The organism is Escherichia sp. E4385, assembly GCF_963883145.1.
Classification (GTDB): Bacteria; Pseudomonadota; Gammaproteobacteria; order Enterobacterales; family Enterobacteriaceae; genus Escherichia.
In genome coordinates this window covers 14,922-40,610 of record NZ_CAWOOJ010000019.1, presented here as the reverse complement: position 1 = coordinate 40,610, position 25,689 = coordinate 14,922, and the positions used below count along the sequence as shown (strand labels likewise).

Genomic DNA, 25,689 nt, shown 5'->3' with positions numbered 1-25,689 from the left:
GCCTCCTTTCATTGAATGTTGATCGAGTATAACCACATCTGTTAAACCAATGCCGCTTTATCTATCCCCAGCCGCTTCATCCGTGACAGCAGAGTGGTGCGTTTTAACCCCAGACGTTGTGCAGCGCCTTTTGGCCCGGCAACCACGCCATTAGTCTCTTTTAATACGCGGACAATCAGTTGATATTCATCTTCGCCTTCCTGGGCGACGACCGTCGCGGCCGGTGGTGTTTCAGGTTCTGACAGAGGGATATCGGGTAAAGAGAGTTGTAGAACGTTACCGCGAGTCAGCAACACCGCGCGCTCAATGACGTTTTCCAGTTCGCGCACGTTACCTGGCCATTCCATATTGCTCAATGCGCGCAGAGTCTCGGCAGGAATGCTGTCAATATTACGACCCAGGCGGCGGGCAATTTTAAATGTAAAGGCTTTAGCCAGCAGCGGAATATCTTCCGGGCGCTCGCGCAGCGGCGGCAGATGAATCGGGAAGACGTTCAGGCGGTAGTAGAGATCGCTACGGAACTCGCGGTCGGCGACCATTTTTTTCAGATCGCGGTTAGTCGCGGCGATTAAACGCACGTCCGTCTGAATGATTTTATTGCTCCCGAGGCGTTCAAACTCCTGTTCCTGCAATACGCGCAGCAACTTCGGCTGTAACTCCAGTGGCATATCGCCCACTTCATCGAGGAACAGCGAGCTTTTATCCGCCAGTTCAAAACGACCAATGCGCTGAGCGCTGGCACCAGTAAAGGCACCACGCTCATGACCAAACAGGTCACTTTCCAGTAATCCGGCAGGCATGGCGGCGCAGTTCATCTTCACCATTCGCCGATCATTGCGGTTGCTGAGATTGTGGATCGCGCGGGCAATCAGTTCCTTACCCGTCCCCGTTTCACCGAGAATGAGTACGGTACTGTCGCTTTGCGCTACCATCTCAACCTGCTTGAGCACGCTATACATGGCTTCGCTGCGACCAATAATCTCGCCAAATTCGCTATCCACATTATTGAGCTGTTCGGTCAGAGCAAGGTTTTCGTCAACCAGGCGCTCTTTCAGTCGGTGGATTTCCTGATAGGCGAGGGCGTTATCCACGGCAATCGCCACACGTTCCGCAATCTGGCGCAGCAAACTCAGGTTAGTGGTGGTAAAGGTTTTCTCTTCGCACTGCGCCAGTTTCAGCACGCCCAGCATGGTGTTGCCAGACATCAACGGTAGCAGGCACAGCGTCTGGATCTGGTTGCCCCAGGTGTCGAACAACATGCGTTCGTAGGGGGCTAAATTGTCTCGCTCGTGGAGATTAAGCAGCAGCATCTCTTTGCTTTTAAATACGCGCTCGGTGAGGGTTCCGGCCTCATCAACTTCACTCTGTTCGTGAGTGGGATGCTGTTTATCGAGATAGTGAGTAGAGTAAACGTTGAGTTTGTTTTTGCGGTGGCTACGTAAGACGATGCTGATATCGTCGATATCGAAGTAGTAGTGGATTTCTTTAGCCACTTCGCTGACCAGCTCGTCCATGTCCAGGCGAGAAAGTACCGCGTTGGTGATGGCAACCAGGATGCGGAAGTTATCCCGTTCCCGGCATAGCAGTTCGTAGTCGACATTGTTGATGACGCGGCTCTGAATTTGCTCGCTGACAACAGAAACAATCTGCGTAAATGTTTGCAGTCGATTGAACTCTTTTTCGCTCCACGGGCGATCGTCATAACGAATAAATTCACAACCGCCAAAAATATGTCCTTCCGCGGCCTGCGGCATCAGGCAATAGTGACCAAATTTGGGGTATAGCCCACTCGTAGCCAGTTGCGGCCAGGTGTCACAAAATTCTTCGTAGCTGCAGTGCAGTGTGTCAGGGCGCGATAAAATGCTGCGCACCGGACCATGTGCCAGAATGGTTTCGTCTTCGTATTTAATGGGATTGTCTTTGTCACGCGACGCGTAATAAGTCGCACGTTGAGTCTGCGCTTGCCACAACACAATAGCTGCGTTGTCGGCGAGCGCAGAACGCTTTACCAGTTGCGAAAGAGCCTCACACAGCGAGGCCAGATCGGGCTGCTGCAATAGTGTCCGAGTGATGTCGAACAACCCTTGTTGCCCGAGATCACTCATCGGTGTATACGACATGTTGTTCTTCCAGGAAAGCACCGCTAAGCGGTGCAAAAGGTAAATGACAAATTCCAGGGGCTAGATTTTTATTAGCATATACGAGGTAGCGGTTCGGCGTGTGGTAGATCGAGAGTTCGTTTCACGCCATAAAGCCCAGCGAGACGAACACCTTTACGCTCAACCACTTCGCCAATTAATGCTGCATCTTGTCCCAGTGGGTGGGAACGCAGCGCCGCCAGCACTTGCTCTGCCGCGTTACGCTCTACAGCAATCACCAGCTTACCTTCGTTGGCAAAGTTGAGGGCATCAAGACCCAGCAGCTCGCAAACGCCACGCACGGCAGGTTTAACCGGCAGCGCTGCTTCTGAAAGTTCAATACCGCAACCGCAGGCTGCCGCGAACTCATGAACTACCGCGTTCACTCCACCACGGGTAGCATCGCGCAGCGCTTTCACGCCGGGAATGTCGCGCAGCGTCTGAATCAGCGGCGTCAGTACCGCGCAATCGCTGACCAGTTCGCCGTCCAGCCCCAGCTGCTCGCGCAGGTTAAGGATAGTTGCTCCGTGGTCGCCGAGCGTACCGCTAACCAGCAGAACATCGCCTGCGGTGAGAGTTTGTGCTCCCCAGTGAATATTCGCCGGAATTGCACCCATGCCTGCGGTGTTGATAAACAGTTTATCTGCCGCCCCACGCTGTACCACTTTAGTGTCGCCAGTGACGATGGCGATTCCTGCCGCGCGGGCGGTTTCTGCCATGCTGGTCACTACCGCTTTCAGCGTCTCCATCGGCAATCCTTCTTCGAGGATAAATCCACAGGAGAGATAACGTGGGATAGCGCCGCTGACCGCAACGTCATTGGCCGTGCCGCAAATCGCCAGCTTGCCGATATTACCGCCAGGGAAGAACAGCGGGTCGATGACGTAGCTGTCAGTGGAGAAGGCCAGACGATCGCCTTCTGCCATTAATTGCGCCAGGTCAAGACGAGCCTGATCTTCCTGTTCTGCCAGCCACGGATTAGCAAACGCCTCCATAAACAGGCTGTTGATTAATTGCTGCATCGCCTGGCCGCCGCTGCCGTGGGCGAGTTGGATATTATTCACACTTCACTCTCCTGCTGACGATACTGATACCATGCGGCACATGCTCCTTCGGAGGAAACCATAAGTGCGCCGAACGCGGTTTGAGGATTACAGGTGTTACCAAACAGCGGGCATTGATGCGGCTTACATTTGCCGGTCAATACTTCACCACAACGTGCGCGCGGGTCATCACAAACCTGCTGCGGTGCCGGGCGGAAATGTGCTTCGGCATCGAATCGTTGATAATCCGGCGTCAGGTGCACACCAGAAGATTCAATCACGCCTAAGCCGCGCCATTCGCTGTCGCCATTGACGCAGAAGACGTCAGCAATCGCCTGTTGTGCCAGCAAATTACCCGCATCTGGCACCACTCGCCGGTACTGATTCTCTACTTTGCTGTGGGCCGCTATTTTCTGCTCTACCAGCATCACCACGCCTTGCAGTAGATCAAGTGGTTCGAAACCAGCGACCACCAGAGGACGATGAAAATCGCGGGCGATAAAATTATAGGCGTCGGTGCCGATTACCATACTGACGTGGCCCGGCGCGAGGAACGCGTCGATGCCATTGTCCGGCTGTTCCAGCAAACTGCGCAGCGTGGGGATCAGCGTAATGTGCTGGCAGAAGAAGTAAAAATTCTGCACATCGCGGGCTTTTGCCTGTTGCAGCGTGATTGCGGTGGTCGGCATGGTGGTTTCAAACCCTAAGCCGAAAAACACCACTTTACGAGTTGGGTTCTCCTGCGCCAGTTTCAACGCATCCATTGGCGAGTAGACGATGCGCACATCAGCACCGCGTGCTTTTGCCTGCAACAACGACCCCTGTTTCCCCGGTACGCGCATGGCGTCGCCAAAAGTACAGAAGATGACTTCCGGATGGCTGGCAATCTCCACGCAGGTGTCGATTCTGCCCATCGGCAGAACGCACACGGGGCAACCAGGTCCGTGGATAAACTCAACGTTTTCCGGCAGTAACTGGTCGAGGCCGAATTTAAAGATGGCGTGGGTATGACCGCCGCACACTTCCATAATCCGCAGAGGGCGTTCGGCGGTGTATGAAAGATGTGAAGCACGTTCGCGCAGATGCTCAATTAACTGCATCACCTGTTCCGGCGCGCGATATTCATCAACAAAACGCATTATTTTTCCTCGCCATACAACAGCGCGCCGACATCCGGCTCAACGTCAAACATGTTTTGTAAGGCGTCGAGAGTGTCGCGCGCTTCGGCTTCATTAATTACGCTCATGGCAAAGCCAACGTGAACCAGTACCCACTGGCCCACGCGTGGCTGACCGTTTTCATCGCAGCTGCCGACTAACGTTAAATCGACATCGCGCTGAATGCCGCAGACGTCGACTTTCGCCAGGTTGCCGTCAATGGTGCGAATCTGGCCAGGAACGCCTATGCACATCGCTGTGCCTCCAGCCAGTTCAGCCACTGGTCCATCCCTTCGCCGCTGGTGGCGGAAATAAGGATGATTTCAATTTCTGGATTGACTTCGCGGGCGCAGGCGATGCACTTCTCAACGTCGAAATTGAGATACGGCAGCAAGTCAACTTTGTTGAGCAGCATCAGCGAGGCGGCGGCAAACATATGCGGATATTTCAGCGGTTTGTCTTCACCTTCGGTAACGGAAAGCACCGCCACTTTGTGTTTTTCACCGAGATCGAAGCTGGCCGGGCATACCAGGTTGCCAACGTTTTCGATAAACAGAATACCGTTATCGTCCAGTGGCAGGCGCGGCGCGGCGTCGGCAATCATCTGAGCGTCAAGATGGCAGCCTTTACCAGTGTTCACCTGAATCGCTGGTGTGCCGGTAGCGCGAATGCGGGCGGCATCGTTCACAGTTTGCTGGTCGCCTTCAATCACCGCACACGGAACGCTGTCTTTCAGGCGCATTAAGGTTTCCGTCAGCAGCGTGGTTTTACCGGAACCAGGGCTGGAAACCAGGTTGAGCACCAACTGATTGCGGGCAGCAAAGCGCGCGCGGTTGCGTTCAGCCAGACGGTTGTTTTTGTCCAGCACGTCAATTTCGACTTCCAGCATCCGACGCTGGCTCATACCTGGCGCATGAGTGCCCGCTTCGCCGTGACCATAATGCAGGTCGCCTTTTTCGGTCTGGCTGGGGGTAAATTCAGGCGCTTTAATGCCGGTGATTTTCATCTTCGGCCGTGCCGCCGGGGCAAATGGCGCGCTACGAAACGCGGAATGAGGGTTATGTTCATCACCCTCGATATACAGGTTGCCTTCACCGCAACCGCATGTTGTACACATCGCTCACTCCTGGTCTATTTCTATCCGCCGAATCTGTAAACCGTCGTCTGCCACAATGCGCAGCATGTCGCCATGACACTGTGGACAGCGGCGGACGCGCTGGGTCAGTAGCGTCACATACTGCTGGCATGTTTCACACCAGCACTCGGCCTCTTGTTCTTCGAGGTGCAGTTTACAACCTTCTGCCACGCTGCCGCGGCAAACCAGATCAAAACAAAAGGCAAGAGAGCTGGTTTCGACACAAGAAAATGCGCCAATTTTGAGCCAGACCGCAGTTACGCGTTTTGCGCCGTGCTGTATGGCCTGCTGTTCGATCAATTCCAGTGCCCGCTGGCAGAGGGTTATTTCGTGCATATCGCCTCCCATTAACTGTTGCCCGTGATAAGCAATAATTATGCCAGTGTTGATTATCCCTGATGTGAACAATGTCGATGATGTCGAAATGACACGTCGTCATGGCGTCGAAAGTCGGTTGTCTTATGAAAAATATATAAATAACAGTGAGATAAAAATTGGCACAAAAAATGCTTAAGGCAGGCATCTCTGTTAAACGGGTAACCTGACAATGACTATTTGGGAAATAAGCGAGAAAGCCGATTACATCGCACAGCGGCATCGTCGCCTACAGGACCAGTGGCATATCTACTGCAATTCGCTGGTTCAGGGGATCACGTTATCAAAAGCGCGTCTGCACCACGCCATGAGTTGCGCGCCAGATAAAGAACTCTGTTTCGTACTTTTTGAACATTTTCGCATCTACGTCACCCTAGCGGATGGTTTTAACAGCCACACCATCGAGTACTACGTCGAAACGAAAGACGGCGAAGACAAGCAGCTGATTGCACAGGCTCAGTTAAGCATTGACGGCATGATTGATGGCAAGGTCAACATCCGCAATCGCGAACAGGTTCTGGAACACTATCTCGAAAAAATCGCTGGTGTTTACGACAACTTATACACCGCCATTGAGAACAATACGCCGGTGAATTTAAGCCAACTGGTAAAGGGACAAAGCTCAGCAGCATGAGCTGAGGCTTTGTCCGGTTTGCAGGCATCATGCCTGTTTGGGGATGGGCGTGTCGATGAGTGTCGAAAATGACATTTCATCGGCATGTTTTCGTCAAAAATGACAATCACCTGAGGAATGCCCGGTGAATCGTTTTGTAATTGCTGACTCCACGCTCTGTATCGGCTGCCACACCTGTGAGGCCGCCTGTTCAGAGACGCATCGCCAGCACGGCCTTCAGTCTATGCCGCGCCTGAGAGTGATGCTAAATGATAAAGAATCTGCGCCGCAGCTCTGTCACCACTGTGAAGATGCACCTTGTGCGGTAGTCTGCCCGGTTAACGCCATCACTCGTGTTGATGGGGCCGTGCAGCTGAATGAAAGCCTGTGCGTAAGCTGCAAACTGTGCGGCATCGCCTGCCCGTTTGGCGCAATTGAATTTTCCGGCAGCCGTCCGCTGGATATTCCTGCAAATGCCAATACCCCGAAAGCGCCACCGGCACCGCCTGCTCCGGCGCGTATCAGTACGCTGCTTGACTGGGTGCCGGGTATTCGCGCGATCGCCGTCAAATGTGACCTTTGCAGTTTTGATGAACAAGGTCCGGCCTGCGTGCGGATGTGCCCGACCAAGGCCCTGCATCTGGTGGATAACACCGATATCGCCCGCGTTAGCAAACGTAAGCGTGAGCTGACCTTTAACACGGACTTTGGCGATCTCACCTTGTTTCAGCAGGCTCAAAGTGGAGAGGCTAAATGAGCGCAATTTCCCTGATCAATAGTGGCGTGGCGTGGTTTGCCGCCGCCGCTGTTCTGGCATTTCTCTTTTCTTTTCATAAGGCACTAAGCGGCTGGATTGCCGGAATTGGTGGCGCAGTCGGTAGCCTGTACACGGCAGCAGCGGGCTTCACTGTACTGACTGGCGCGGTTGGCGTGAGCGGTGCGCTGTCGCTGGTAAGCTACGATGTGCAAATCTCTCCGCTTAACGCGATTTGGTTGATTACGCTCGGTCTGTGCGGTCTGTTTGTCAGCCTCTACAACATTGACTGGCATCGCCACGCGCAGGTGAAGTGCAACGGCTTGCAGATCAATATGTTGATGGCTGCCGCCGTCTGCGCCGTCATCGCCAGCAACATCGGCATGTTCGTGGTAATGGCCGAAATCATGGCCCTGTGCGCGGTGTTCCTCACCAGCAACAGCAAAGAGGGCAAACTGTGGTTTGCGCTGGGGCGTCTTGGCACTCTGCTGCTGGCGATTGCCTGCTGGCTGGTCTGGCAGCGTTACGGCACGCTGGATCTGCGCCTGCTGGATCTGCGCGTGCAGCAACTGCCGCTCGGTTCCGATATCTGGCTGCTCGGCGTGATTGGCTTTGGCCTGCTGGCCGGGATTATCCCGCTGCACGGCTGGGTGCCGCAGGCACATGCGAACGCCTCTGCGCCAGCTGCCGCGCTGTTTTCCACGGTGGTGATGAAAATTGGCCTGCTGGGCATTTTAACCCTGTCGCTGCTGGGCGGTAACGCGCCGCTGTGGTGGGGGATCGCGCTGCTGGTGCTCGGTATGATCACCGCGTTCGTCGGCGGTCTGTATGCGTTGATGGAGCACAACATCCAGCGCCTGCTGGCTTACCACACCCTGGAAAATATCGGCATCATCCTGCTGGGGCTGGGCGCTGGCGTAACGGGTATCGCGCTCGAACAACCGGCGCTGATTGCCCTTGGTCTGGTCGGTGGTCTGTACCATCTGCTTAACCATAGCCTGTTCAAAAGCGTACTGTTCCTTGGTGCGGGGAGCGTCTGGTTCCGTACCGGTCATCGCGATATCGAAAAACTCGGTGGTATTGGCAAGAAAATGCCGGTTATCTCCATCGCCATGTTGGTCGGGCTGATGGCAATGGCTGCGCTGCCGCCGCTGAACGGGTTTGCCGGGGAATGGGTTATCTATCAATCCTTCTTCAAATTGAGCAATAGTGGCGCGTTTGTTGCCCGTCTGCTGGGGCCGCTGCTCGCTGTGGGTCTGGCGATTACCGGGGCGCTGGCGGTGATGTGTGTGGCGAAAGTCTATGGCGTCACGTTCCTCGGCGCGCCGCGTACCAAAGAAGCTGAAAACGCCACCTGTGCGCCGCTCCTGATGAGCGTCAGCGTGGTGGCACTGGCGATTTGCTGCGTAATTGGCGGTGTTGCTGCGCCGTGGCTACTGCCGATGCTGTCTGCTGCTGTACCTCTGCCGCTGGAGCCTGCTAACACCACCGTTTCTCAACCAATGATCACGTTGCTGCTAATTGCCTGCCCGCTGCTGCCATTCATCATTATGGCGATTTGCAAAGGCGATCGTTTGCCATCGCGTTCCCGCGGCGCGGCCTGGGTGTGCGGCTACGACCACGAAAAATCAATGGTGATTACCGCTCACGGTTTTGCCATGCCGGTTAAACAGGCGTTTGCGCCAGTGCTGAAACTGCGCAAATGGCTGAATCCGGTGTCGCTGGTGCCGGGCTGGCAGTGCGAAGGCAGTGCGTTGCTGTTCCGCCGGATGGCGCTGGTTGAACTGGCGGTACTGGTGGTGATTATTGTTTCACGAGGAGCCTGAGAATGAGTGTTTTATATCCGTTAATTCAGGCGCTGGTGCTATTTGCCGTTGCGCCGCTGCTCTCCGGTATAACCCGCGTGGCGCGCGCCCGCTTACATAACCGTCGCGGGCCGGGTGTGTTGCAGGAGTATCGCGACATTATCAAACTGCTGGGTCGCCAGAGCGTTGGCCCGGATGCCTCCGGCTGGGTGTTCCGCCTGACGCCGTATGTGATGGTGGGCGTCATGCTGACTATCGCTACTGCGCTGCCGGTGGTGACCGTTGGTTCTCCACTGCCGCAACTGGGCGATTTGATCACCTTACTGTATCTCTTTGCCATCGCGCGTTTCTTCTTTGCCATTTCCGGTCTGGATACTGGTAGCCCGTTTACCGCTATCGGCGCGAGCCGTGAAGCGATGCTGGGTGTGCTGGTTGAGCCGATGTTGCTGCTTGGTCTGTGGGTCGCCGCACAGGTTGCCGGTTCCACCAACATCAGCAACATCACCGACACCGTTTATCACTGGCCGCTGAGCCAGAGCATCCCGCTGGTGCTGGCACTTTGTGCCTGTGCATTCGCTACCTTTATCGAAATGGGCAAACTGCCGTTCGACCTGGCGGAAGCCGAGCAGGAGTTGCAGGAAGGTCCGCTCTCTGAGTACAGCGGCAGCGGCTTTGGCGTCATGAAATGGGGTATCAGCCTGAAACAGCTGGTGGTGCTGCAGATGTTCGTCGGGGTGTTTATTCCGTGGGGACAAATGGAAACCTTCACCGTCGGTTGGCTGCTGCTGGCGTTGGTGATTGCCATCGTCAAACTGGTGGTCGGCGTCCTGGTTATCGCGCTGTTCGAAAACAGCATGGCCCGTCTGCGTCTTGATATTACTCCGCGCATTACCTGGGCTGGGTTTGGCTTTGCATTTTTAGCGTTCGTCTCCTTGCTGGCGGCGTGATTAAAGAGAGTTTGAGCATGTCTGAAGAAAAATTAGGTCAACATTATCTCGCCGCGCTGAATGAGGCATTTCCGGGCGTCGTGCTGGACCACGCCTGGCAGACCAAAGATCAGCTGACCGTGACCGTGAAGGTGAACTATCTGCCGGAAGTGGTGGAGTTTCTCTACTACAAACAGGGTGGCTGGCTGTCGGTGCTTTTTGGTAACGACGAACGCAAACTGAATGGTCATTACGCCGTTTATTACGTGCTGTCGATGGAGAAGGGGACTAAGTGCTGGATCACGGTTCGCGTCGAAGTTGACGCCAACAAACCGGAGTATCCGTCCGTGACGCCGCGCGTTCCGGCGGCGGTGTGGGGCGAGCGCGAAGTGCGCGATATGTACGGTTTGATTCCGGTTGGTTTGCCGGATGAACGCCGTCTGGTGCTGCCGGATGACTGGCCGGATGAACTCTACCCGCTGCGTAAAGACAGCATGGATTACCGTCAGCGTCCGGCACCGACCACCGATGCTGAAACCTACGAGTTCATCAACGAACTGGGCGACAAGAAAAACAACGTCGTGCCGATTGGTCCGCTGCATGTCACTTCCGACGAACCGGGCCACTTCCGTCTGTTCGTCGATGGCGAAAACATTATCGACGCCGACTACCGCCTGTTCTACGTCCATCGCGGCATGGAAAAACTGGCGGAAACCCGCATGGGTTACAACGAAGTGACCTTCCTCTCTGACCGTGTGTGCGGGATCTGCGGCTTCGCCCACAGCACCGCCTACACCACGTCAGTGGAAAACGCGATGGGTATTCAGGTGCCAGAACGCGCGCAGATGATCCGCGCCATTCTGCTGGAGGTGGAGCGCCTGCACTCACATCTGCTCAACCTCGGCCTCGCCTGCCACTTTACCGGCTTTGACTCCGGCTTTATGCAGTTCTTCCGCGTGCGTGAAACCTCCATGAAAATGGCAGAGATCCTCACCGGTGCGCGTAAAACCTACGGCCTGAACCTGATCGGCGGGATTCGTCGCGATCTGCTGAAAGACGACATGATCCAGACTCGCCAGCTGGCGCAACAAATGCGTCGTGAAGTGCAGGAGCTGGTGGATGTGCTGCTGAGCACACCGAACATGGAACAGCGCACTGTCGGCATTGGTCGTCTGGACCCGGAAATCGCCCGCGATTTCAGTAACGTTGGCCCGATGGTCCGCGCCAGCGGTCACGCCCGCGATACCCGTGCCGATCACCCGTTTGTGGGTTATGGCCTGCTGCCAATGGAAGTCCACAGCGAGCAGGGCTGCGACGTGATTTCCCGTCTGAAGGTGCGTATCAACGAAGTCTATACCGCGCTGAACATGATCGACTACGGTCTGGATAACCTACCGGGCGGCCCGCTGATGGTGGAAGGCTTTACCTACATTCCGCACCGTTTCGCGCTGGGCTTTGCCGAAGCGCCGCGCGGCGATGATATCCACTGGAGCATGACCGGTGACAACCAGAAGCTGTACCGCTGGCGCTGCCGTGCCGCGACCTACGCGAACTGGCCGACCCTGCGCTACATGCTGCGCGGCAACACCGTTTCCGATGCGCCGCTGATTATCGGTAGCCTGGACCCTTGCTACTCCTGTACCGACCGCATGACCGTGGTCGATGTGCGTAAGAAGAAGAGCAAAGTGGTGCCGTACAAAGAACTCGAGCGTTACAGCATTGAGCGTAAAAACTCGCCGCTGAAATAAGGAATCGCCATGTTTACCTTTATCAAAAAAGTCATCAAAACCGGCACGGCGACCTCGTCTTATCCGCTGGAGCCGATTGCGGTTGATAAAAACTTCCGTGGTAAGCCAGAGCAGAACCCGCAGCAGTGCATCGGCTGCGCGGCCTGCGTCAATGCCTGCCCGTCAAACGCCTTAACGGTTGAAACCGACCTCGCCACAGGAGAGCTTGCGTGGGAGTTCAATCTTGGACGCTGCATCTTCTGTGGACGCTGCGAAGAAGTCTGCCCGACGGCGGCGATCAAACTGTCACAAGAGTACGAACTGGCGGTGTGGAAGAAAGAAGACTTCCTGCAACAGTCCCGTTTCGCGCTGTGTAACTGCCGCGTCTGCAATCGTCCTTTCGCCGTCCAGAAAGAGATCGACTACGCCATTGCGCTGCTTAAGCACAACGGCGACAGCCGCGCGGAAAACCACCGCGAAAGCTTTGAGACTTGCCCGGAATGTAAGCGCCAGAAATGCCTGGTGCCGTCCGACCGTATTGAACTGACTCGCCATATGAAAGAGGCCATCTGATGAGCAATTTATTAGGCCCCCGTGACGCCAACGGCATTCCGGTCCCGATGACGGTGGATGAATCCATCGCCAGCATGAAGGCGTCTTTACTGAAAAAAATCAAACGTTCTGCCTACGTTTACCGCGTGGACTGCGGTGGCTGCAACGGCTGCGAAATCGAAATTTTCGCCACGCTTTCGCCGCTGTTTGATGCAGAACGCTTCGGCATTAAAGTCGTTCCGTCACCGCGTCATGCGGATATTTTACTGTTTACCGGCGCGGTCACCCGTGCAATGCGATCCCCTGCGCTGCGTGCGTGGCAGTCCGCGCCGGACCCGAAAATCTGTATCTCCTACGGTGCCTGCGGTAACAGCGGTGGCATTTTCCACGATCTCTACTGCGTGTGGGGCGGTACGGATAAAATCGTCCCGGTAGATGTCTACATCCCTGGCTGCCCGCCAACACCAGCCGCCACGCTGTACGGCTTTGCAATGGCACTCGGCCTGCTGGAGCAGAAAATTCACGCCCGTGGCCCGGGTGAGCAGGATGAACAACCGGCTGAGATCCTGCATGGCGATATGGTGCAGCCGCTGCGCGTGAAAGTGGATCGCGAAGCACGCCGCCTGGCGGGTTACCGCTACGGTCGTCAGATTGCCGATGATTTCCTGACACAGTTAGGGCAGGGTGAAGAGCAGGTTGCACGCTGGCTGGAAGCGGAAAACGATCCGCGTCTGAACGAGATTGTCAGCCATCTGAATCATGTTGTAGAAGAGGCGCGTATCCGATGAGTGAAAAGGTGGTGTTCAGTCAACTGAGCCGTAAATTTATTGATGAGAACGATGCCACGCCCACCGAGGCGCAGCAGGTAGTCTATTACAGCCTGGCGATTGGTCACCACCTTGGGGTTATCGATTGCCTGGAAGCGGCGCTCACCTGCCCGTGGGATGAATATCTGGCATGGATTGCCACTCTGGAGGCGGGCAGCGAAGCCCGCCGCAAAATGGAAGGCGTGCCGAAATATGGTGAGATCGTCATCGACATTAACCATGTGCCGATGCTGGCCAACGCATTCGATAAAGCCCGGGCAGCGCAAACTTCGCAGCAGCAGGAATGGAGTACAATGTTGTTAAGTATGCTGCATGATATTCATCAGGAAAACGCCATCTATTTGATGGTGAGGAGACTGCGTGACTGACGTTTTACTCTGTGTTGGCAATAGCATGATGGGCGATGATGGCGCAGGTCCGCTGCTGGCGGAAAAGTGCGCCGCCGCGCCGAAAGGCAACTGGGTGGTGATTGACGGCGGTAGCGCACCGGAAAACGACATCGTCGCCATCCGCGAACTGCGCCCGACACGACTGCTGATTGTCGACGCCACGGATATGGGGCTAAACCCCGGCGAGATCCGCATCATCGACCCGGATGATATCGCCGAGATGTTTATGATGACTACCCATAACATGCCGTTGAACTACCTTATCGATCAGTTGAAAGAAGACATTGGCGAAGTGATTTTCCTCGGCATCCAGCCGGATATCGTCGGCTTTTACTACCCGATGACCCAGCCGATTAAAGATGCGGTAGAAACCGTTTATCAACGACTGGAAGGCTGGGAAGGGAACGGCGGCTTCGTGCAGTTAGCGGTGGAAGAAGAGTAGTTTTTCAGTAAGGAATTCAGGGAATTGAACATCAGAACAGGGATGTACGCTTTTTTATTGAGCTTAGTGCTGCCTGCACAGGCCACCAGCTTTACCGAATATCTGCCGATGAGTGACAGCGAATACGCGCAAAAGCGGGCGCTGAAACCTCTCCTGACCATGCCTTATTTTACCGAGCAAAACTGGCATTTTAGAAAAGTCGGCGTTGCTGGCGTGACGCTTGAGAAGATGCCAAATGAAGAAGATTACTGGCAATTAACCGCTAAAGACCGCGCCGGTAAATCCTGGACTGTGCCTGTGGGTATGCTGGCAAACATAGCGGGCAAAGGGCAGCTCTATCGCGCCGATCTTGATCGTAACGGCATTCAGGATCTGGTTATCTGGTTGCCAAGTGCCGGTAATGGTCTGGCTCCTTATGCACATTTAATCCTCATGACGTTCACGCACGAAGGTCGTCCCTGTGTCTTTGAACCCTGGGGATTCTACACCGCAAGCAAAACTGGCGTAGATGATTTGCTGGATTTGCAAGGCAATGGCCACACGCAATTGTTGGATATGCAGTTTGATTCCGGTTACTGGATAACCAGTCTGTATCAGGTAAAAGACGCCAAATGGCAGCGCGTTCACGGCTGGTTTGGCAAGTTAAGCTATCCCGCGCTCACGCGTTTTACTTATACCCCCAACCGTAAACTCGTCCTCAAACCCATCGCCGGACGCGACCCGCAAACGGAAGATCTGTCGCTGACGCAGCGTTGTTTGATAAAGGGGGATGTGCTTGATGGGGTGAATCAGCTCTGAATTTTTGCAGAGTGGCTATGAGGATTTTTGGGGTAATTATATCACGCACAAGTGTTTACATATTGTGAACTTGGATTTGATGAGCTATAGTTTCCGAACACATAAGGATAGAACTCGCAGATGTGACTGTTTACTTACTATAAGGAAGTTAAAACTTAAAAATGCACATCATTTCTAAAGCGCCATTTGAAGAGTGTGCGCGCAAATATCCTAACGACGCTCTGGCTCTACACTCATTGTATCGGGTTATTAAGGAAACGGATTTTTCTACACCAGAAGAAATGCGAACGGCGTTTCCCAACCTCGACAATTTTAGATATCGCAACAAATGGTACGTTCTGGATGTCGGCGGGAACAATCTTAGGGTTATTGCCTACATAAACTTTGTTAATAAGCGGTTCTTTGTGAAGCACATAACGAATCACGCAGAGTATGACAAACTGACACGTTACTACAGAGAGAACAAAGAATGACTGCTAATGCTGCACGCGCTGTTAAAGCAACAAGAGAACTGGTCAATGCAGTCCCCTTTCTGGGAGGCAGTGACTCAGAAGATGATTATCGTGAAGCACTGGAACTGGTCGAATATTTGATTGAAGAAGATGACACCAATCCACTTATCGACTTTCTGGCGAGCCGCATTGCAGAGTATGAAAACAACAACGAAAAGTTTGCAGAGTTCGACAAAGCCGTTGCGGCAATGCCGGTTGGCGTGGCGTTACTTCGCACGTTGATTGATCAACATAATCTGACCTATGCGGATTTGAAGAACGAAATCGGCTCTAAATCCCTGGTCAGTCAGATTTTGTCTGGACAACGATCCCTGACGATATCCCACATTAAGGCACTTTCAGCCCGATTTGGCGTTAAGCCGGAATGGTTTCTTTGATTTTGACTGATGCCAAACCCCAGATTGCCCGATGCGCTGCGCTTATCGGGCCTACCTGGTTCGTGCGACACGTAGGCCGGATAAGGCGTTCACGCCGCATCCGGCACTGTTACTCACTCTAAATCTTCACCGTTACTGGCAATCACTTTTTTATACCACCAGAACGATTTCTTACGCGTGCGCGTCAGCGTACCGTTGCCTGCGTCGTCACGGTCTACGTAGACAAAACCGTAGCGCTTGCTCATTTCACCCGTTGAGGCGGAAACCAAATCAATACAGCCCCAGGTGGTGTAGCCCATCAGCGGAATGCCGTCTGCAATCGCTTCGCCCATTGCGCGGATATGTTCGCGTAAATAGCTGATGCGATAGTCATCGTTAATCTCACCATTGGCAGCAAATTCATCTTTTGCGCCCAGGCCGTTTTCCACCAGAAACAGCGGCTTCTGATAACGGTCGTACATCATGTTCATAGTGATGCGCAGACCGAGTGGATCAATACCCCAGCCCCAGTCGCTCACCTGTAGATACGGGTTACGCAGCGATTTCACCACGTTCGCTGCACTGCTGTTATTGGCGTTCATCTCCGCCGAGGCGCAGCGCGAGGCGTAATAGCTGAAAGAGACAAAATCGACGGTGTTTTTCAGGATCTCATCATCGCCCAGCGCTTTATCTATGGTTACCCCTTTTTCGCGAAATACGCGGGCAGAGTAAGCCGGATACGCGCCCCGCGCCTGCACATCGATAAAAAACAGGTTTTCCCGATCTTTCTCCAGCGCCGTCCAGACATCTTCCGGCTTGCAACTGTAAGGGTAGAAGTTACCGCCCGCCAGCATACAGCCCACCTGATTTTGCGGGTTAACCTCATGGGCGATTTTGGTGGCTAATGCACTGGCAACCAGCTGGTGATGCGCAGCCTGATATTTCACCTGATCCTGATTTTCCCCTTCTTCAAACACCAGACCCGCGCCGGAGAACGGGCTATGCAACATAATGTTGATTTCATTGAAGGTAAGCCAGTATTTCACCAGACCATCAAATGCTTCAAAACAGGTTCTGGCGTAGCGGCTGAAAAACTCCACCAGCTTGCGGTTACGCCAGGAGCCATATTCGGTGACCAGATGCATCGGCACATCGAAGTGGCACAACGTGACCAGCGGTTCGATACCGTACTTTTTACACTCTTCAAAGACAGAACGGTAAAAAGCAATGCCCTGCGGGTTGGGCGTCAGTTCATCGCCCTGCGGGAAGAGGCGGCTCCAGGCAATTGAGGTACGGAACACTTTGAATCCCATCTCAGCCATCAGGGCGATATCTTCTTTATAACGATGATAAAAATCCGTCGCCTCATGGCTGGGATAAAACTCGTCATCGCGCAACTGAAAACGTTTTTCCAGCCCCAGTTTCACCGCCATTCGATGCTCGCCATGTGGGATCATATCGACCGTGGTCAGCCCTTTGCCGCCTTCACGGTACGCGCCTTCAGACTGGTTGGCGGCAAGCGCGCCGCCCCATAAAAAACCTTGCGGAAATACTGACATTTTCATCCTCAATTAAGACTTACTTCTTTGGCGACGGTCGGTTGTGCGCTCTGATGCTTTCGCGCCTCGGCAGCCGCTTCCTCAACAGGAATATCCTCAAAGCCGAGCAACAGTGTGAGGATAAACGACAGCACCACCGCCAGCGCCATGACCGCGAACACCCAGACGATACTCATTGGATTCGCCGGATCGAAGAACTGCACGCTGGTAAATAACCCCGGCGCTGCCATTGAGTGGCTGGCAAGCCCCGCCATACCGGCAACCGCGCCGCAAATAAAACCGCTGATAAGACTGGCGATAAGCGGACTTTTCAGGCGGATCGCCACGCCGTATAACGCCGGTTCGGAAATCCCCGCCATAATGGCTGATGCCGCTGCAGCCAGCGCCGTCTGGCGCAGTTCCGGGTTTTTCGTTTTCCACGCCACCGCCAGCGATGAACCGCCCAGCGACAGGTTAGCGCCGATCTCGGACGGCATGACCATCCCTTCTTTGCCGGTTTCGGCAATGGTCTGAATGATGGTTGGCGTAAAGACGCGGTGCATCCCGGTCATTACCAGCAGAGGCCACAGCGCGCCCATAATGGCGACTGAAAGCCAGCCCAGATAACCATGGATGGTGTAAACCAGCGCCGAAATGGCGCTACCGATCCAGATACCAATCGGGCCAATTAGCAGGATTGCCAGCGGTGCGGCAATCAACACAATCAGCATCGGCTTGAGGAAGTTTTTGGTCACCGCCGGTGTAATGCTGTCCACCCAGCGTTCGATATATGACAGGCACCAGGTCATCACCAGCGCCGGGATCACCGTGTAGGTATATTTCACCGCGGTGACCGGAATCAGGGCAAATTCGACATGTTCACCCTGGGCCGCTTTCGCCATCAGTTCAATAAAACTCGGATGTACCAGCACACCCGCGATGGCAATCGCCAGCGACATATTGGTTTTAAATTTGATGGCGGCCGAAGCCGCGACCATCAGCGGCAGGAAGAAGAAAGCACCGTCACCAATCACATTCAGAATGGTTAAGGTCGGCGATCCTTTTGTCAGCACGCCGCTCATCTCGAGGATCATCGCCAGCAGTTTGACCATCGATCCGCCGATAATCGCCGGGATCAGCGGTGACATGGTGCCGATCAGCGCATCAAGGATCCCCGCACCAATGCGACGTAGCGTGAGTTTGGGTTTACCCACGGGCTGTGCGGGCTGCATATCTCCCGGCAGCAGACTGACGACTTCCTGAAAGGCTTGCGAAACGGTATTGCCGATAATTACCTGACACTGGTTGTCACTACGTACCACGCCGAGCACGCCGGGGATGGTTTTTAACGTCGGGCTGTCGATAAGCTGGTCATCTTTGATAACAAAGCGCAAACGCGTCATACAGTGCGTGACTGCCGAGATGTTATCAACGCTGCCCAGTGCTGCTATCACCGAGCGTGCCAGCGCCGCATAATTTTTGGCCATCGGATTTTATCCTGTTATCAGTAGGGTAGATGTAGTTGTTATCAGTCGACGGGACGGAAAAATGCCGATGCTGAAACGGAATTAAGAAACCGGTTTCATAAAATCATGAATAGTTGTCAAAAAATAAGCAAGAGAGTTAATTGTTCATTTTTTATATTTGTGAAACCGGTCACCTGAATATTTTTCCCGCCGATTGCGCAAGGACAATCGGCAAACGGTGCAGTACACTCCGTTGATTGCGTGTAAAGGGATGAAAATGATGACGACGATGCTGGAAGTGGCGAAGCGCGCCGGGGTTTCAAAAGCGACCGTTTCCCGCGTGCTTTCAGGTAATGGCTACGTCAGCCAGGAGACTAAAGATCGCGTGTTTCAGGCGGTAGAAGAGAGCGGTTACCGCCCAAACTTGCTGGCGCGTAATCTGTCGGCGAAGAGTACTCAGACGCTGGGGCTGGTAGTGACCAACACGCTTTACCACGGCATTTATTTTAGTGAATTACTGTTTCATGCCGCGCGAATGGCGGAAGAGAAAGGGCGACAGTTGCTATTGGCAGATGGCAAACATAGCGCCGAAGAAGAGCGCCAGGCGATTCAGTATCTGCTGGATTTGCGCTGCGACGCCATCATGATTTACCCGCGTTTTTTAAGCGTGGATGAGATCGATGACATCATTGACGCGCACAGTCAGCCGATAATGGTGCTTAATCGCCGCCTGCGCAAAAACAGCAGCCATAGCGTCTGGTGCGATCATAAACAGACCAGCTTTAACGCCGTGGCAGAGTTGATAAACGCCGGACATCAGGAGATTGCTTTCCTTACCGGGTCGATGGATTCCCCCACCAGCATTGAACGCCTTGCCGGATATAAAGACGCGCTGGCGCAGCATGGTATTGCGCTCGATGAAAAACTTATCGTTAACGGTAAATGGACGCCCGCCAGCGGGGCCGAAGGGGTAGAAACGTTACTCGAACGTGGGGCTAAATTTAGCGCGTTAGTTGCCAGTAACGACGATATGGCGATTGGTGCGATGAAAGCGTTACACGAGCGCGGCATAGCGGTGCCAGAGCAGGTGTCAGTTATCGGATTCGATGATATCGCAATTGCCCCCTACACCGTTCCGGCGCTCTCCAGCGTAAAAATTCCGGTGACTGAGATGATTCAGGAAATTATTGGACGGCTGATTTTTATGCTCGATGGTGGGGATTTCTCACCGCCGAAAACCTTCAGCGGAAAACTGATCCGCCGCGACTCACTCATTGCTCTTTCGCAATAAACACTGTCATCACATGTCATCGTCACTAGTGTCGATGACATCTTTTTTCCTGCATTACAGAATTTAATTTCCTTAAATAACAGTAAATTAAAAACTGGCATGATTTGTGAATGTATCGGCGCATTAACTGTCATTGCTGGAGAATTTGATGAACCGTTTCATCATTGCTGACGCGAGTAAATGTATTGGTTGCCGTACCTGTGAAGTGGCGTGCGTGGTTTCTCATCAAGAGAATCAGGACTGTGCATCGCTGACCCCGGAAACTTTTTTACCGCGAATCCATGTCATTAAAGGTGTGAACATTTCCACGGCAACAGTCTGCCGTCAGTGTGAAGATGCACCGTGCGCTAACGTCTGCCCGAATGGTGCTATCAGCCGTGATAAAGGGTTTGTTCATGTGATGCAGGAACGTTGCATTGGTTGCAAAACCTGCGTTGTGGCTTGCCCGTATGGCGCGATGGAAGTGGTGGTACGTCCGGTGATTCGCAACAGCGGCGCGGGGCTTAATGTACGGGCTGACAAAGCTGAAGCCAATAAATGCGACCTCTGTAACCATCGTGAAGACGGCCCGGCGTGTATGGCGGCTTGCCCGACTCATGCGCTGATTTGTGTCGATCGTAATAAACTTGAACAACTGAGCGCAGAAAAACGTCGCCGTACGGCGCTGATGTTCTAAAAATCTTACAGAACTGTTCTGGCATCAAAGGAATTCCCGGAAATATTCGTAGAATACGGAGCGGGCGGTATCGCCGACCTGTGACTGCCGGATGCGACGCTGTCGTGTCCGGCTGGGCGGGTTACGCAATTCATGATGGCGGGAATAACTCAATGGCAAAAAACACATCTTGCGGTGTCCAACTGCGTATTCGAGGCAAAGTGCAGGGCGTCGGTTTTCGTCCGTTTGTCTGGCAGCTGGCACAGCAATTAAATCTTCACGGCGATGTCTGTAATGACGGCGATGGCGTAGAAGTGCGGCTGCTGGAAGACCCGGAAACGTTTCTTGTTCAATTGCATCAGCACTGCCCGCCGCTGGCGCGTATTGATAGTGTCGAGCGTGAGCCGTACATCTGGTCACAACTGCCCACTGAGTTCACCATCCGCCAGAGCGCGGGCGGTGCCATGAATACGCAAATTGTCCCGGATGCTGCCACTTGCCCTGCTTGCCTTGCCGAAATGAATACCCCAGGCGAGCGGCGTTATCGTTATCCGTTTATCAACTGTACCCACTGCGGCCCGCGTTTCACCATTATTCGCGCGATGCCTTACGACCGCCCGTTTACCGTGATGGCGGCGTTTCCGCTGTGTCCGGCCTGTGACAAAGAGTACCGTGACCCGCTCGATCGTCGCTTCCACGCCCAGCCGGTGGCCTGCCCGGAGTGTGGTCCGCATCTTGAATGGGTAAGTCATGGCGAACGTGCCGAACAAGAGGCGGCATTACAGGCGGCTATCGCACAGCTAAAAGCGGGCAACATTGTCGCCATCAAGGGAATTGGCGGATTTCATCTCGCCTGCGATGCGCGTAACAGTAATGCGGTGGCGACACTTCGGGCGCGCAAACATCGCCCGGCGAAACCGCTGGCGGTTATGTTGCCAGCGGCAGACGGTTTACCAGACGCTGCCCGCCAGTTGCTCACCACGCCCGCCGCGCCGATTGTGCTGGTGGATAAAAAATACGTTCCTGAGCTTTGTGATGATCTCGCCCCTGGCCTTAACGAAGTCGGGGTGATGTTGCCTGCGAATCCGCTCCAGCATTTGCTGTTACAGGAATTGCAATGCCCGCTGGTGATGACCTCCGGCAACCTGAGCGGTAAACCACCGGCTATCAGCAACGAACAGGCGCTGGAGGATTTGCAGGGCATTGCCGACGGATTCTTGATACATAACCGCGACATCGTGCAGCGGATGGATGATTCAGTGGTGCGCGAAAGCGGCGAAATGCTGCGCCGTTCGCGGGGGTATGTGCCGGATGCGCTGGCTTTGCCTCCGGGCTTTAAAAATGTTCCGCCTGTGCTGTGTCTCGGCGCGGATCTGAAAAATACCTTCTGCCTGGTGCGCGGTGAACAAGCGGTGTTGAGTCAGCATCTGGGCGATTTAAGTGACGATGGCATCCAGATGCAGTGGCGCGAAGCGTTACGCCTGATGCAAAACATCTACGATTTTACCCCGCAATACGTTGTGCATGACGTGCATCCGGGCTATGTCTCCAGCCAGTGGGCGAGCGAAATGAATCTGCCGACGCAAACGGTGCTGCATCATCATGCTCACGCGGCGGCGTGTCTGGCAGAACATCACTGGCCACTGGATGGCGGGGATGTCATTGCTTTGACGCTCGACGGTATCGGTATGGGGGAGAACGGCGCTTTGTGGGGCGGCGAGTGTCTGCGGGTGAACTATCGCGAATGCCAGCACTTGGGCGGCTTGCCTGCAGTGGCGCTTCCGGGGGGCGATTTGGCTGCAAAGCAGCCGTGGCGAAACCTGTTGGCGCAGTGCCTGCGCTTTGTGCCGGAGTGGCAGAATTATCCTGAAACGGCAAGTGTGCAACAGCAAAACTGGAGCGTGCTGGCGCGGGCCATTGAGCGTGGAATTAACGCGCCGCTGGCGTCATCGTGTGGGCGGTTGTTCGATGCTGTGGCGGCGGCACTGGGCCGTGCGCCAGCCACGTTAAGTTATGAAGGTGAAGCGGCTTGTGCTCTGGAGGCACTCGCAGCTTCGTGCCACGGAGTGACGCATCCGGTGACGATGCCGCTGGTGGACAATCAACTGGATCTCGCCACTTTCTGGCAGCAGTGGCTGAACTGGCAGGCTCCGGTTAATCAACGCGCGTGGGCGTTTCATGATGCGCTGGCGCAGGGTTTTGCCGCGTTGATGCGTGAGCAGGCCACGATGCGTGGTATCACTACGCTGGTATTTAGCGGTGGGGTTATTCATAACCGTTTGCTGCGTGCACGTCTGGCGCATTATCTCGCTGATTTCACGTTGCTCTTTCCGCAGAGTTTACCGGCGGGTGATGGCGGATTGTCTCTGGGGCAGGGGGTTATTGCTGCGGCTCGTTGGTTAGCGGGTGAAGTCCAGAACGGATAAAACGTGTTGCATTTGGCCACCATTGCCGGATGCGCTCCCCGTAGGTCGGATAAGACACGCGAGCGTCGCATCCGACATTTTGGGTACAGTAGCTGGATGCGACATGAACGCATTATGTGACCAACACATGCGCTCCCCGTAGGTCGCATCCGGCATTTTAGGCACAGTAGCCCGCCTACATCGGCAACGTTTTCAACAATCCAAATGCCTCTTTCATCCGATCCTCACTGACCACAAAGGCGCGAAGCTGGTCAGCATCGTCAACACCGCGCGCCACCATTCCCTGGCGTTCGGTATTAATCTGCCAGCGTAAATCCTGACGCTGGGTTTCGCCTGCCAGATGCAGCGGTAATTCCGGCGTTTTGATTTTCACCAGCATCGCCGGTAGTTTCAGCGGCGTGTTATTGCCGAGAAGATTTTTTGCCAGCACCATCGCGCTAAGTTGAATCGGCTGGAGGAACGGCAATACCTGACCGTTAATTTCCACGCAATCGCCCAGCGCATAAATATCGGCATTACTGGTTTGCAGATAACTGTCGACGCAAACGCCGCGATTAATCGTCAGCCCGGCGCGTCGTGCCAGGGCGGTTTCCGGGCGCAGTCCGGTGGCGGCAATTACCGCATCCACTTCGATGCTACGCTGGCGGTTCAGCGTTGCCAGAATGCCAGAATCCGTTTTTTCCAGCCCCTGCAACTGAGATTTTAACAGCAGATGAACGCCCATCTCCGTCAACCGATGCTGCAAGCGGCTGCTTACTTCCGGCGGCATTAACGACGCCAGAATGCTGGCGGCGTTATCAATCAGCGTGACCGCTTTGCTTGCCCGACAAAAATCCATCGCCAGTTCGCTACCAATCAAACCACCGCCGACAATCAACACGCGTCGGGCATCCTGCAGTTGTGTTTCACAGGCGCGATACTCTTGCTGACTATTTAACGTCAGCATTAACTCACGCCCAGGCACTGGCGGGACAAAGGCGCTGGCACCGGTTGCCAGCACTAACTTGTCGTATTGCCACTGATTATTCTGACTTTTCACCACATGGGCTTCGGCATCGATATCCGTTACCCAGGTGTGCGGAAACAGGCGCAGATTAAACTGCTCGGCAAATTCACCTGCCGTCTGGCGGGTAAGGTCGTCGGCACGTTGCCCCTGACTGATAACATGGCTGAGGTCAGGTTTGTTGTACTCATCCATGCTGTCGGCGGCAATCAGGGTTAATGGAATACTGGCGTCCTGTTTGCGAATATTTTTCACCAGTTGGCGGGCGGCGAAGCCCGAACCAATGATCACAATGCCGTTGCTCATTTTGCCTCCGATGCCAGTTCGTCAAAGACGTCTTTGCCGAGAGAGCATTCCGGGCAGAGGAAGTTATCCGGAACTTCACTCCACGGCGTTCCCGGCGCGACGTCCTGCATTGGCTCGCCTTTTGCCGGATCGTAAATCCACTGACAGACGCTGCACTGCATCCGTGGGCCGAGGTCAGCCGTCGTGGTGGCAGAGGTTTCTTCTTCAACCACCGTATTCACCGTGCTCTGCGGCAGCGGCGCGAGCGCCCACTGACGGGCGATTTCGCGACCGTGTTCACGGCATAACTCCAGAGCGTCCTGGTCTGGTCGCCATTTGGCTTTCAGGCTAAGTGACATTTCGAAACCTGCATCCTGCAAGCGCGTGGAAAGACGATCCACCGCACCGCCGCTCCAGCCGTGAGAGCCGAAAGCACTGGCGCGTTTGTTACGGAAGCGTAATCCGGTCATCTCCTCCACCAGCCCGGCGATTTTCGGCATCATCACGTTATTCATCGTCGAAGTGCCGACCAGTACGCCTTTTGAGCGGAAGACATTGGTCAGGATTTCGTTTTTATCGCTTCGGGCGACGTTGAAAATTTTCACCACTACGCGCGGGTCGGTTTCCGCGATCCCCTGGGCGATAGCGTCAGCCATCATGCGGGTATTATTCGACATGGTGTCGTAGAAAATGGTGATTCTGTCTTCCTGATAATCCGCCGCCCATTTCAGGTACAGCTCGACAATTTGCGTCGGGTTATCGCGCCATACCACGCCGTGAGAGGTCGCTATCATATCGACTGGCAAGTTAAAGCCCAGGATCTCGGTAATTTTCGGCGTTACCAGGCGGCTGAACGGCGTCAGGATATTGGCGTAGTAACGCTGGCACTGCTCGAAAAGCTCCGTCTGATCCACTTCATCGTTGAACAGATGTTCGTCGCAGTAGTGCTGACCGAAAGCATCGTTACTGAACAGCACCGCGTCGCCTGTCAGGTAAGTCATCATGCTGTCCGGCCAGTGCAACATTGGCGTTTCGACAAAAATGAGCTGTTTGCCGTTGCCGATATCCAGCGTGTCGCCTGTTTTCACCACATTAAAATTCCACTCCGGATGATGGTGATGACCATTTATCGAGTCGATAGCGTTGGCAGTACAGTAGATCGGCGTATCGGGAATTTGCGCCATCAGTTCAGTCAGCGCCCCGGCGTGGTCCTCTTCTGCATGGTTAATAACGATGTAGTCGATATCCGCCAGATCGATTTCATTACGCAGGTTCTGCACAAATTCGCGGCTGAATTTATGGTCGACGGTGTCGATCAGCACGTTTTTTTCTTCGCGGATGAGGTAGCTGTTGTAGCTGCTGCCGCGCAGCGTTTTATATTCTGTACCGTGAAAATCACGCACTTCCCAGTCACGTTGACCCACCCAATGAATGTTATTTTTCACCACAATAGACATAGCAACCTCAATTTATTCA

25 protein-coding genes are annotated in these 25,689 nt (G+C 54.3%); 15 read left to right on the top strand and 10 right to left on the bottom strand.

All coding sequences use genetic code 11. From position 1 onward, the window contains the following. Positions 1–41: 41 nt before the first annotated feature. The 6 genes from flhA to hypA all read right to left on the bottom strand — a co-directional run bounded on the left by flhA (position 42) and on the right by hypA (position 5,809). The gene (gene flhA / locus AACS80_RS19140; RefSeq protein WP_135409695.1) at positions 42–2,120 is read right to left on the bottom strand and encodes a formate hydrogenlyase transcriptional activator FlhA; all 2,079 of its coding nucleotides are present in this window, start codon (positions 2,118–2,120) and stop codon (positions 42–44) included. A gap of 71 nt (positions 2,121–2,191) precedes the next feature. Further along, entirely contained in the window at positions 2,192–3,202 is a 1,011-nt protein-coding gene (gene hypE, locus AACS80_RS19135) for a hydrogenase maturation carbamoyl dehydratase HypE (protein WP_130207638.1), read from the bottom strand. Then, complete coding sequence (gene hypD / locus AACS80_RS19130; RefSeq protein ID WP_135409694.1) at positions 3,199–4,320, bottom strand: hydrogenase formation protein HypD; 1,122 nt, start codon at positions 4,318–4,320, stop codon at positions 3,199–3,201. The genes hypE and hypD overlap by 4 nt, the downstream gene beginning before the upstream one ends. After that, positions 4,320–4,592, bottom strand: coding sequence for a hydrogenase 3 maturation protein HypC (hypC, locus tag AACS80_RS19125; protein ID WP_000334874.1), 273 nt, complete (start codon positions 4,590–4,592; stop codon positions 4,320–4,322). Before hypC ends, hypD begins: the two co-directional genes overlap by 1 nt. Continuing rightward, positions 4,583–5,455 carry a hydrogenase nickel incorporation protein HypB gene (gene hypB / locus AACS80_RS19120; protein ID WP_135409693.1) on the bottom strand — a complete coding sequence of 291 codons (873 nt, stop codon included), beginning with the start codon at positions 5,453–5,455 and terminating at the stop codon, positions 4,583–4,585. The genes hypC and hypB overlap by 10 nt, the downstream gene beginning before the upstream one ends. A 3-nt stretch (positions 5,456–5,458) precedes the next feature. Then, a complete protein-coding gene (gene hypA / locus AACS80_RS19115; protein ID WP_130207634.1) occupies positions 5,459–5,809 on the bottom strand; it encodes a hydrogenase maturation nickel metallochaperone HypA in 351 nt (116 codons plus the stop codon). Between the two features lie 211 nt (positions 5,810–6,020). Here hypA and hycA point away from each other — a divergent pair, with 211 nt between their 5' ends. From hycA to AACS80_RS19055, 12 genes are all read left to right on the top strand, one after another. Next, positions 6,021–6,482 (top strand): formate hydrogenlyase regulator HycA, encoded by a 462-nt coding sequence (hycA, locus tag AACS80_RS19110; RefSeq protein WP_130207632.1) that lies wholly within the window; start codon positions 6,021–6,023, stop codon positions 6,480–6,482. A gap of 124 nt (positions 6,483–6,606) precedes the next feature. After that, positions 6,607–7,218 carry a formate hydrogenlyase subunit HycB gene (gene hycB / locus AACS80_RS19105; RefSeq protein WP_135409692.1) on the top strand — a complete coding sequence of 204 codons (612 nt, stop codon included), beginning with the start codon at positions 6,607–6,609 and terminating at the stop codon, positions 7,216–7,218. Further along, positions 7,215–9,041, top strand: a complete 1,827-nt coding sequence (gene hycC, locus AACS80_RS19100; protein WP_135409691.1) for a formate hydrogenlyase subunit 3 — start codon at positions 7,215–7,217, stop codon at positions 9,039–9,041. The genes hycB and hycC overlap by 4 nt, the downstream gene beginning before the upstream one ends. Before the next feature lie 2 nt (positions 9,042–9,043). Continuing rightward, positions 9,044–9,967, top strand: coding sequence for a formate hydrogenlyase subunit HycD (hycD, locus tag AACS80_RS19095; protein WP_138183927.1), 924 nt, complete (start codon positions 9,044–9,046; stop codon positions 9,965–9,967). Positions 9,968–9,984: 17 nt separating this feature from the next. Beyond that, entirely contained in the window at positions 9,985–11,694 is a 1,710-nt protein-coding gene (gene hycE, locus AACS80_RS19090; protein WP_001288122.1) for a formate hydrogenlyase subunit HycE, read from the top strand. Positions 11,695–11,703: 9 nt separating this feature from the next. Continuing rightward, positions 11,704–12,246 (top strand): formate hydrogenlyase subunit HycF, encoded by a 543-nt coding sequence (gene hycF, locus AACS80_RS19085; RefSeq protein WP_000493785.1) that lies wholly within the window; start codon positions 11,704–11,706, stop codon positions 12,244–12,246. After that, on the top strand, positions 12,246–13,013 hold the full coding sequence (gene hycG / locus AACS80_RS19080) for a formate hydrogenlyase subunit HycG (RefSeq protein ID WP_000067399.1): 768 nt from the start codon (positions 12,246–12,248) through the stop codon (positions 13,011–13,013). The genes hycF and hycG overlap by 1 nt, the downstream gene beginning before the upstream one ends. Next, on the top strand, positions 13,010–13,420 hold the full coding sequence (hycH, locus tag AACS80_RS19075; RefSeq protein WP_135409690.1) for a formate hydrogenlyase assembly protein HycH: 411 nt from the start codon (positions 13,010–13,012) through the stop codon (positions 13,418–13,420). The genes hycG and hycH overlap by 4 nt, the downstream gene beginning before the upstream one ends. Continuing rightward, on the top strand, positions 13,413–13,883 hold the full coding sequence (gene hycI / locus AACS80_RS19070; RefSeq protein ID WP_135409689.1) for a hydrogenase maturation peptidase HycI: 471 nt from the start codon (positions 13,413–13,415) through the stop codon (positions 13,881–13,883). The genes hycH and hycI overlap by 8 nt, the downstream gene beginning before the upstream one ends. A 42-nt stretch (positions 13,884–13,925) precedes the next feature. Further along, positions 13,926–14,681: a hypothetical protein gene (locus AACS80_RS19065; RefSeq protein ID WP_135409708.1), complete on the top strand. Its 756-nt coding sequence runs from the start codon at positions 13,926–13,928 to the stop codon at positions 14,679–14,681. 161 nt (positions 14,682–14,842) lie between these two features. Then, the gene (locus tag AACS80_RS19060) at positions 14,843–15,154 is read left to right on the top strand and encodes a type II toxin-antitoxin system HigB family toxin (RefSeq protein WP_000547557.1); all 312 of its coding nucleotides are present in this window, start codon (positions 14,843–14,845) and stop codon (positions 15,152–15,154) included. Further along, entirely contained in the window at positions 15,151–15,570 is a 420-nt protein-coding gene (locus AACS80_RS19055; protein ID WP_000126294.1) for a helix-turn-helix domain-containing protein, read from the top strand. Before AACS80_RS19060 ends, AACS80_RS19055 begins: the two co-directional genes overlap by 4 nt. 113 nt (positions 15,571–15,683) lie before the next feature. Here the strand turns inward: AACS80_RS19055 and ascB are convergent, their stop codons facing one another. Both ascB and ascF read right to left on the bottom strand, forming a co-directional pair. Further along, positions 15,684–17,108, bottom strand: a complete 1,425-nt coding sequence (ascB, locus tag AACS80_RS19050; protein ID WP_138183926.1) for a 6-phospho-beta-glucosidase AscB — start codon at positions 17,106–17,108, stop codon at positions 15,684–15,686. An 8-nt stretch (positions 17,109–17,116) separates the two neighbouring features. Further along, positions 17,117–18,574: a PTS cellobiose/arbutin/salicin transporter subunit IIBC gene (gene ascF, locus AACS80_RS19045; protein WP_135410318.1), complete on the bottom strand. Its 1,458-nt coding sequence runs from the start codon at positions 18,572–18,574 to the stop codon at positions 17,117–17,119. Positions 18,575–18,833: 259 nt separating this feature from the next. Between ascF and ascG the strand changes: the two genes are divergently transcribed. The 3 genes from ascG (at position 18,834) to hypF (ending at position 22,925) form a co-directional block, all read left to right on the top strand. Further along, on the top strand, positions 18,834–19,844 hold the full coding sequence (gene ascG, locus AACS80_RS19040; RefSeq protein WP_167852413.1) for a DNA-binding transcriptional regulator AscG: 1,011 nt from the start codon (positions 18,834–18,836) through the stop codon (positions 19,842–19,844). A gap of 148 nt (positions 19,845–19,992) precedes the next feature. Further along, positions 19,993–20,520: an electron transport protein HydN gene (gene hydN / locus AACS80_RS19035; protein WP_001078777.1), complete on the top strand. Its 528-nt coding sequence runs from the start codon at positions 19,993–19,995 to the stop codon at positions 20,518–20,520. Positions 20,521–20,672: 152 nt separating this feature from the next. Then, on the top strand, positions 20,673–22,925 hold the full coding sequence (hypF, locus tag AACS80_RS19030; RefSeq protein ID WP_135410316.1) for a carbamoyltransferase HypF: 2,253 nt from the start codon (positions 20,673–20,675) through the stop codon (positions 22,923–22,925). 175 nt (positions 22,926–23,100) lie between these two features. Here the strand turns inward: hypF and norW are convergent, their stop codons facing one another. Together norW and norV are read right to left on the bottom strand one after the other, a co-directional pair. Continuing rightward, complete coding sequence (gene norW / locus AACS80_RS19025) at positions 23,101–24,234, bottom strand: NADH:flavorubredoxin reductase NorW (RefSeq protein ID WP_135410315.1); 1,134 nt, start codon at positions 24,232–24,234, stop codon at positions 23,101–23,103. Next, positions 24,231–25,670: an anaerobic nitric oxide reductase flavorubredoxin gene (gene norV, locus AACS80_RS19020; RefSeq protein WP_138183925.1), complete on the bottom strand. Its 1,440-nt coding sequence runs from the start codon at positions 25,668–25,670 to the stop codon at positions 24,231–24,233. The genes norW and norV overlap by 4 nt, the downstream gene beginning before the upstream one ends. Positions 25,671–25,689: the final 19 nt, after the last annotated feature.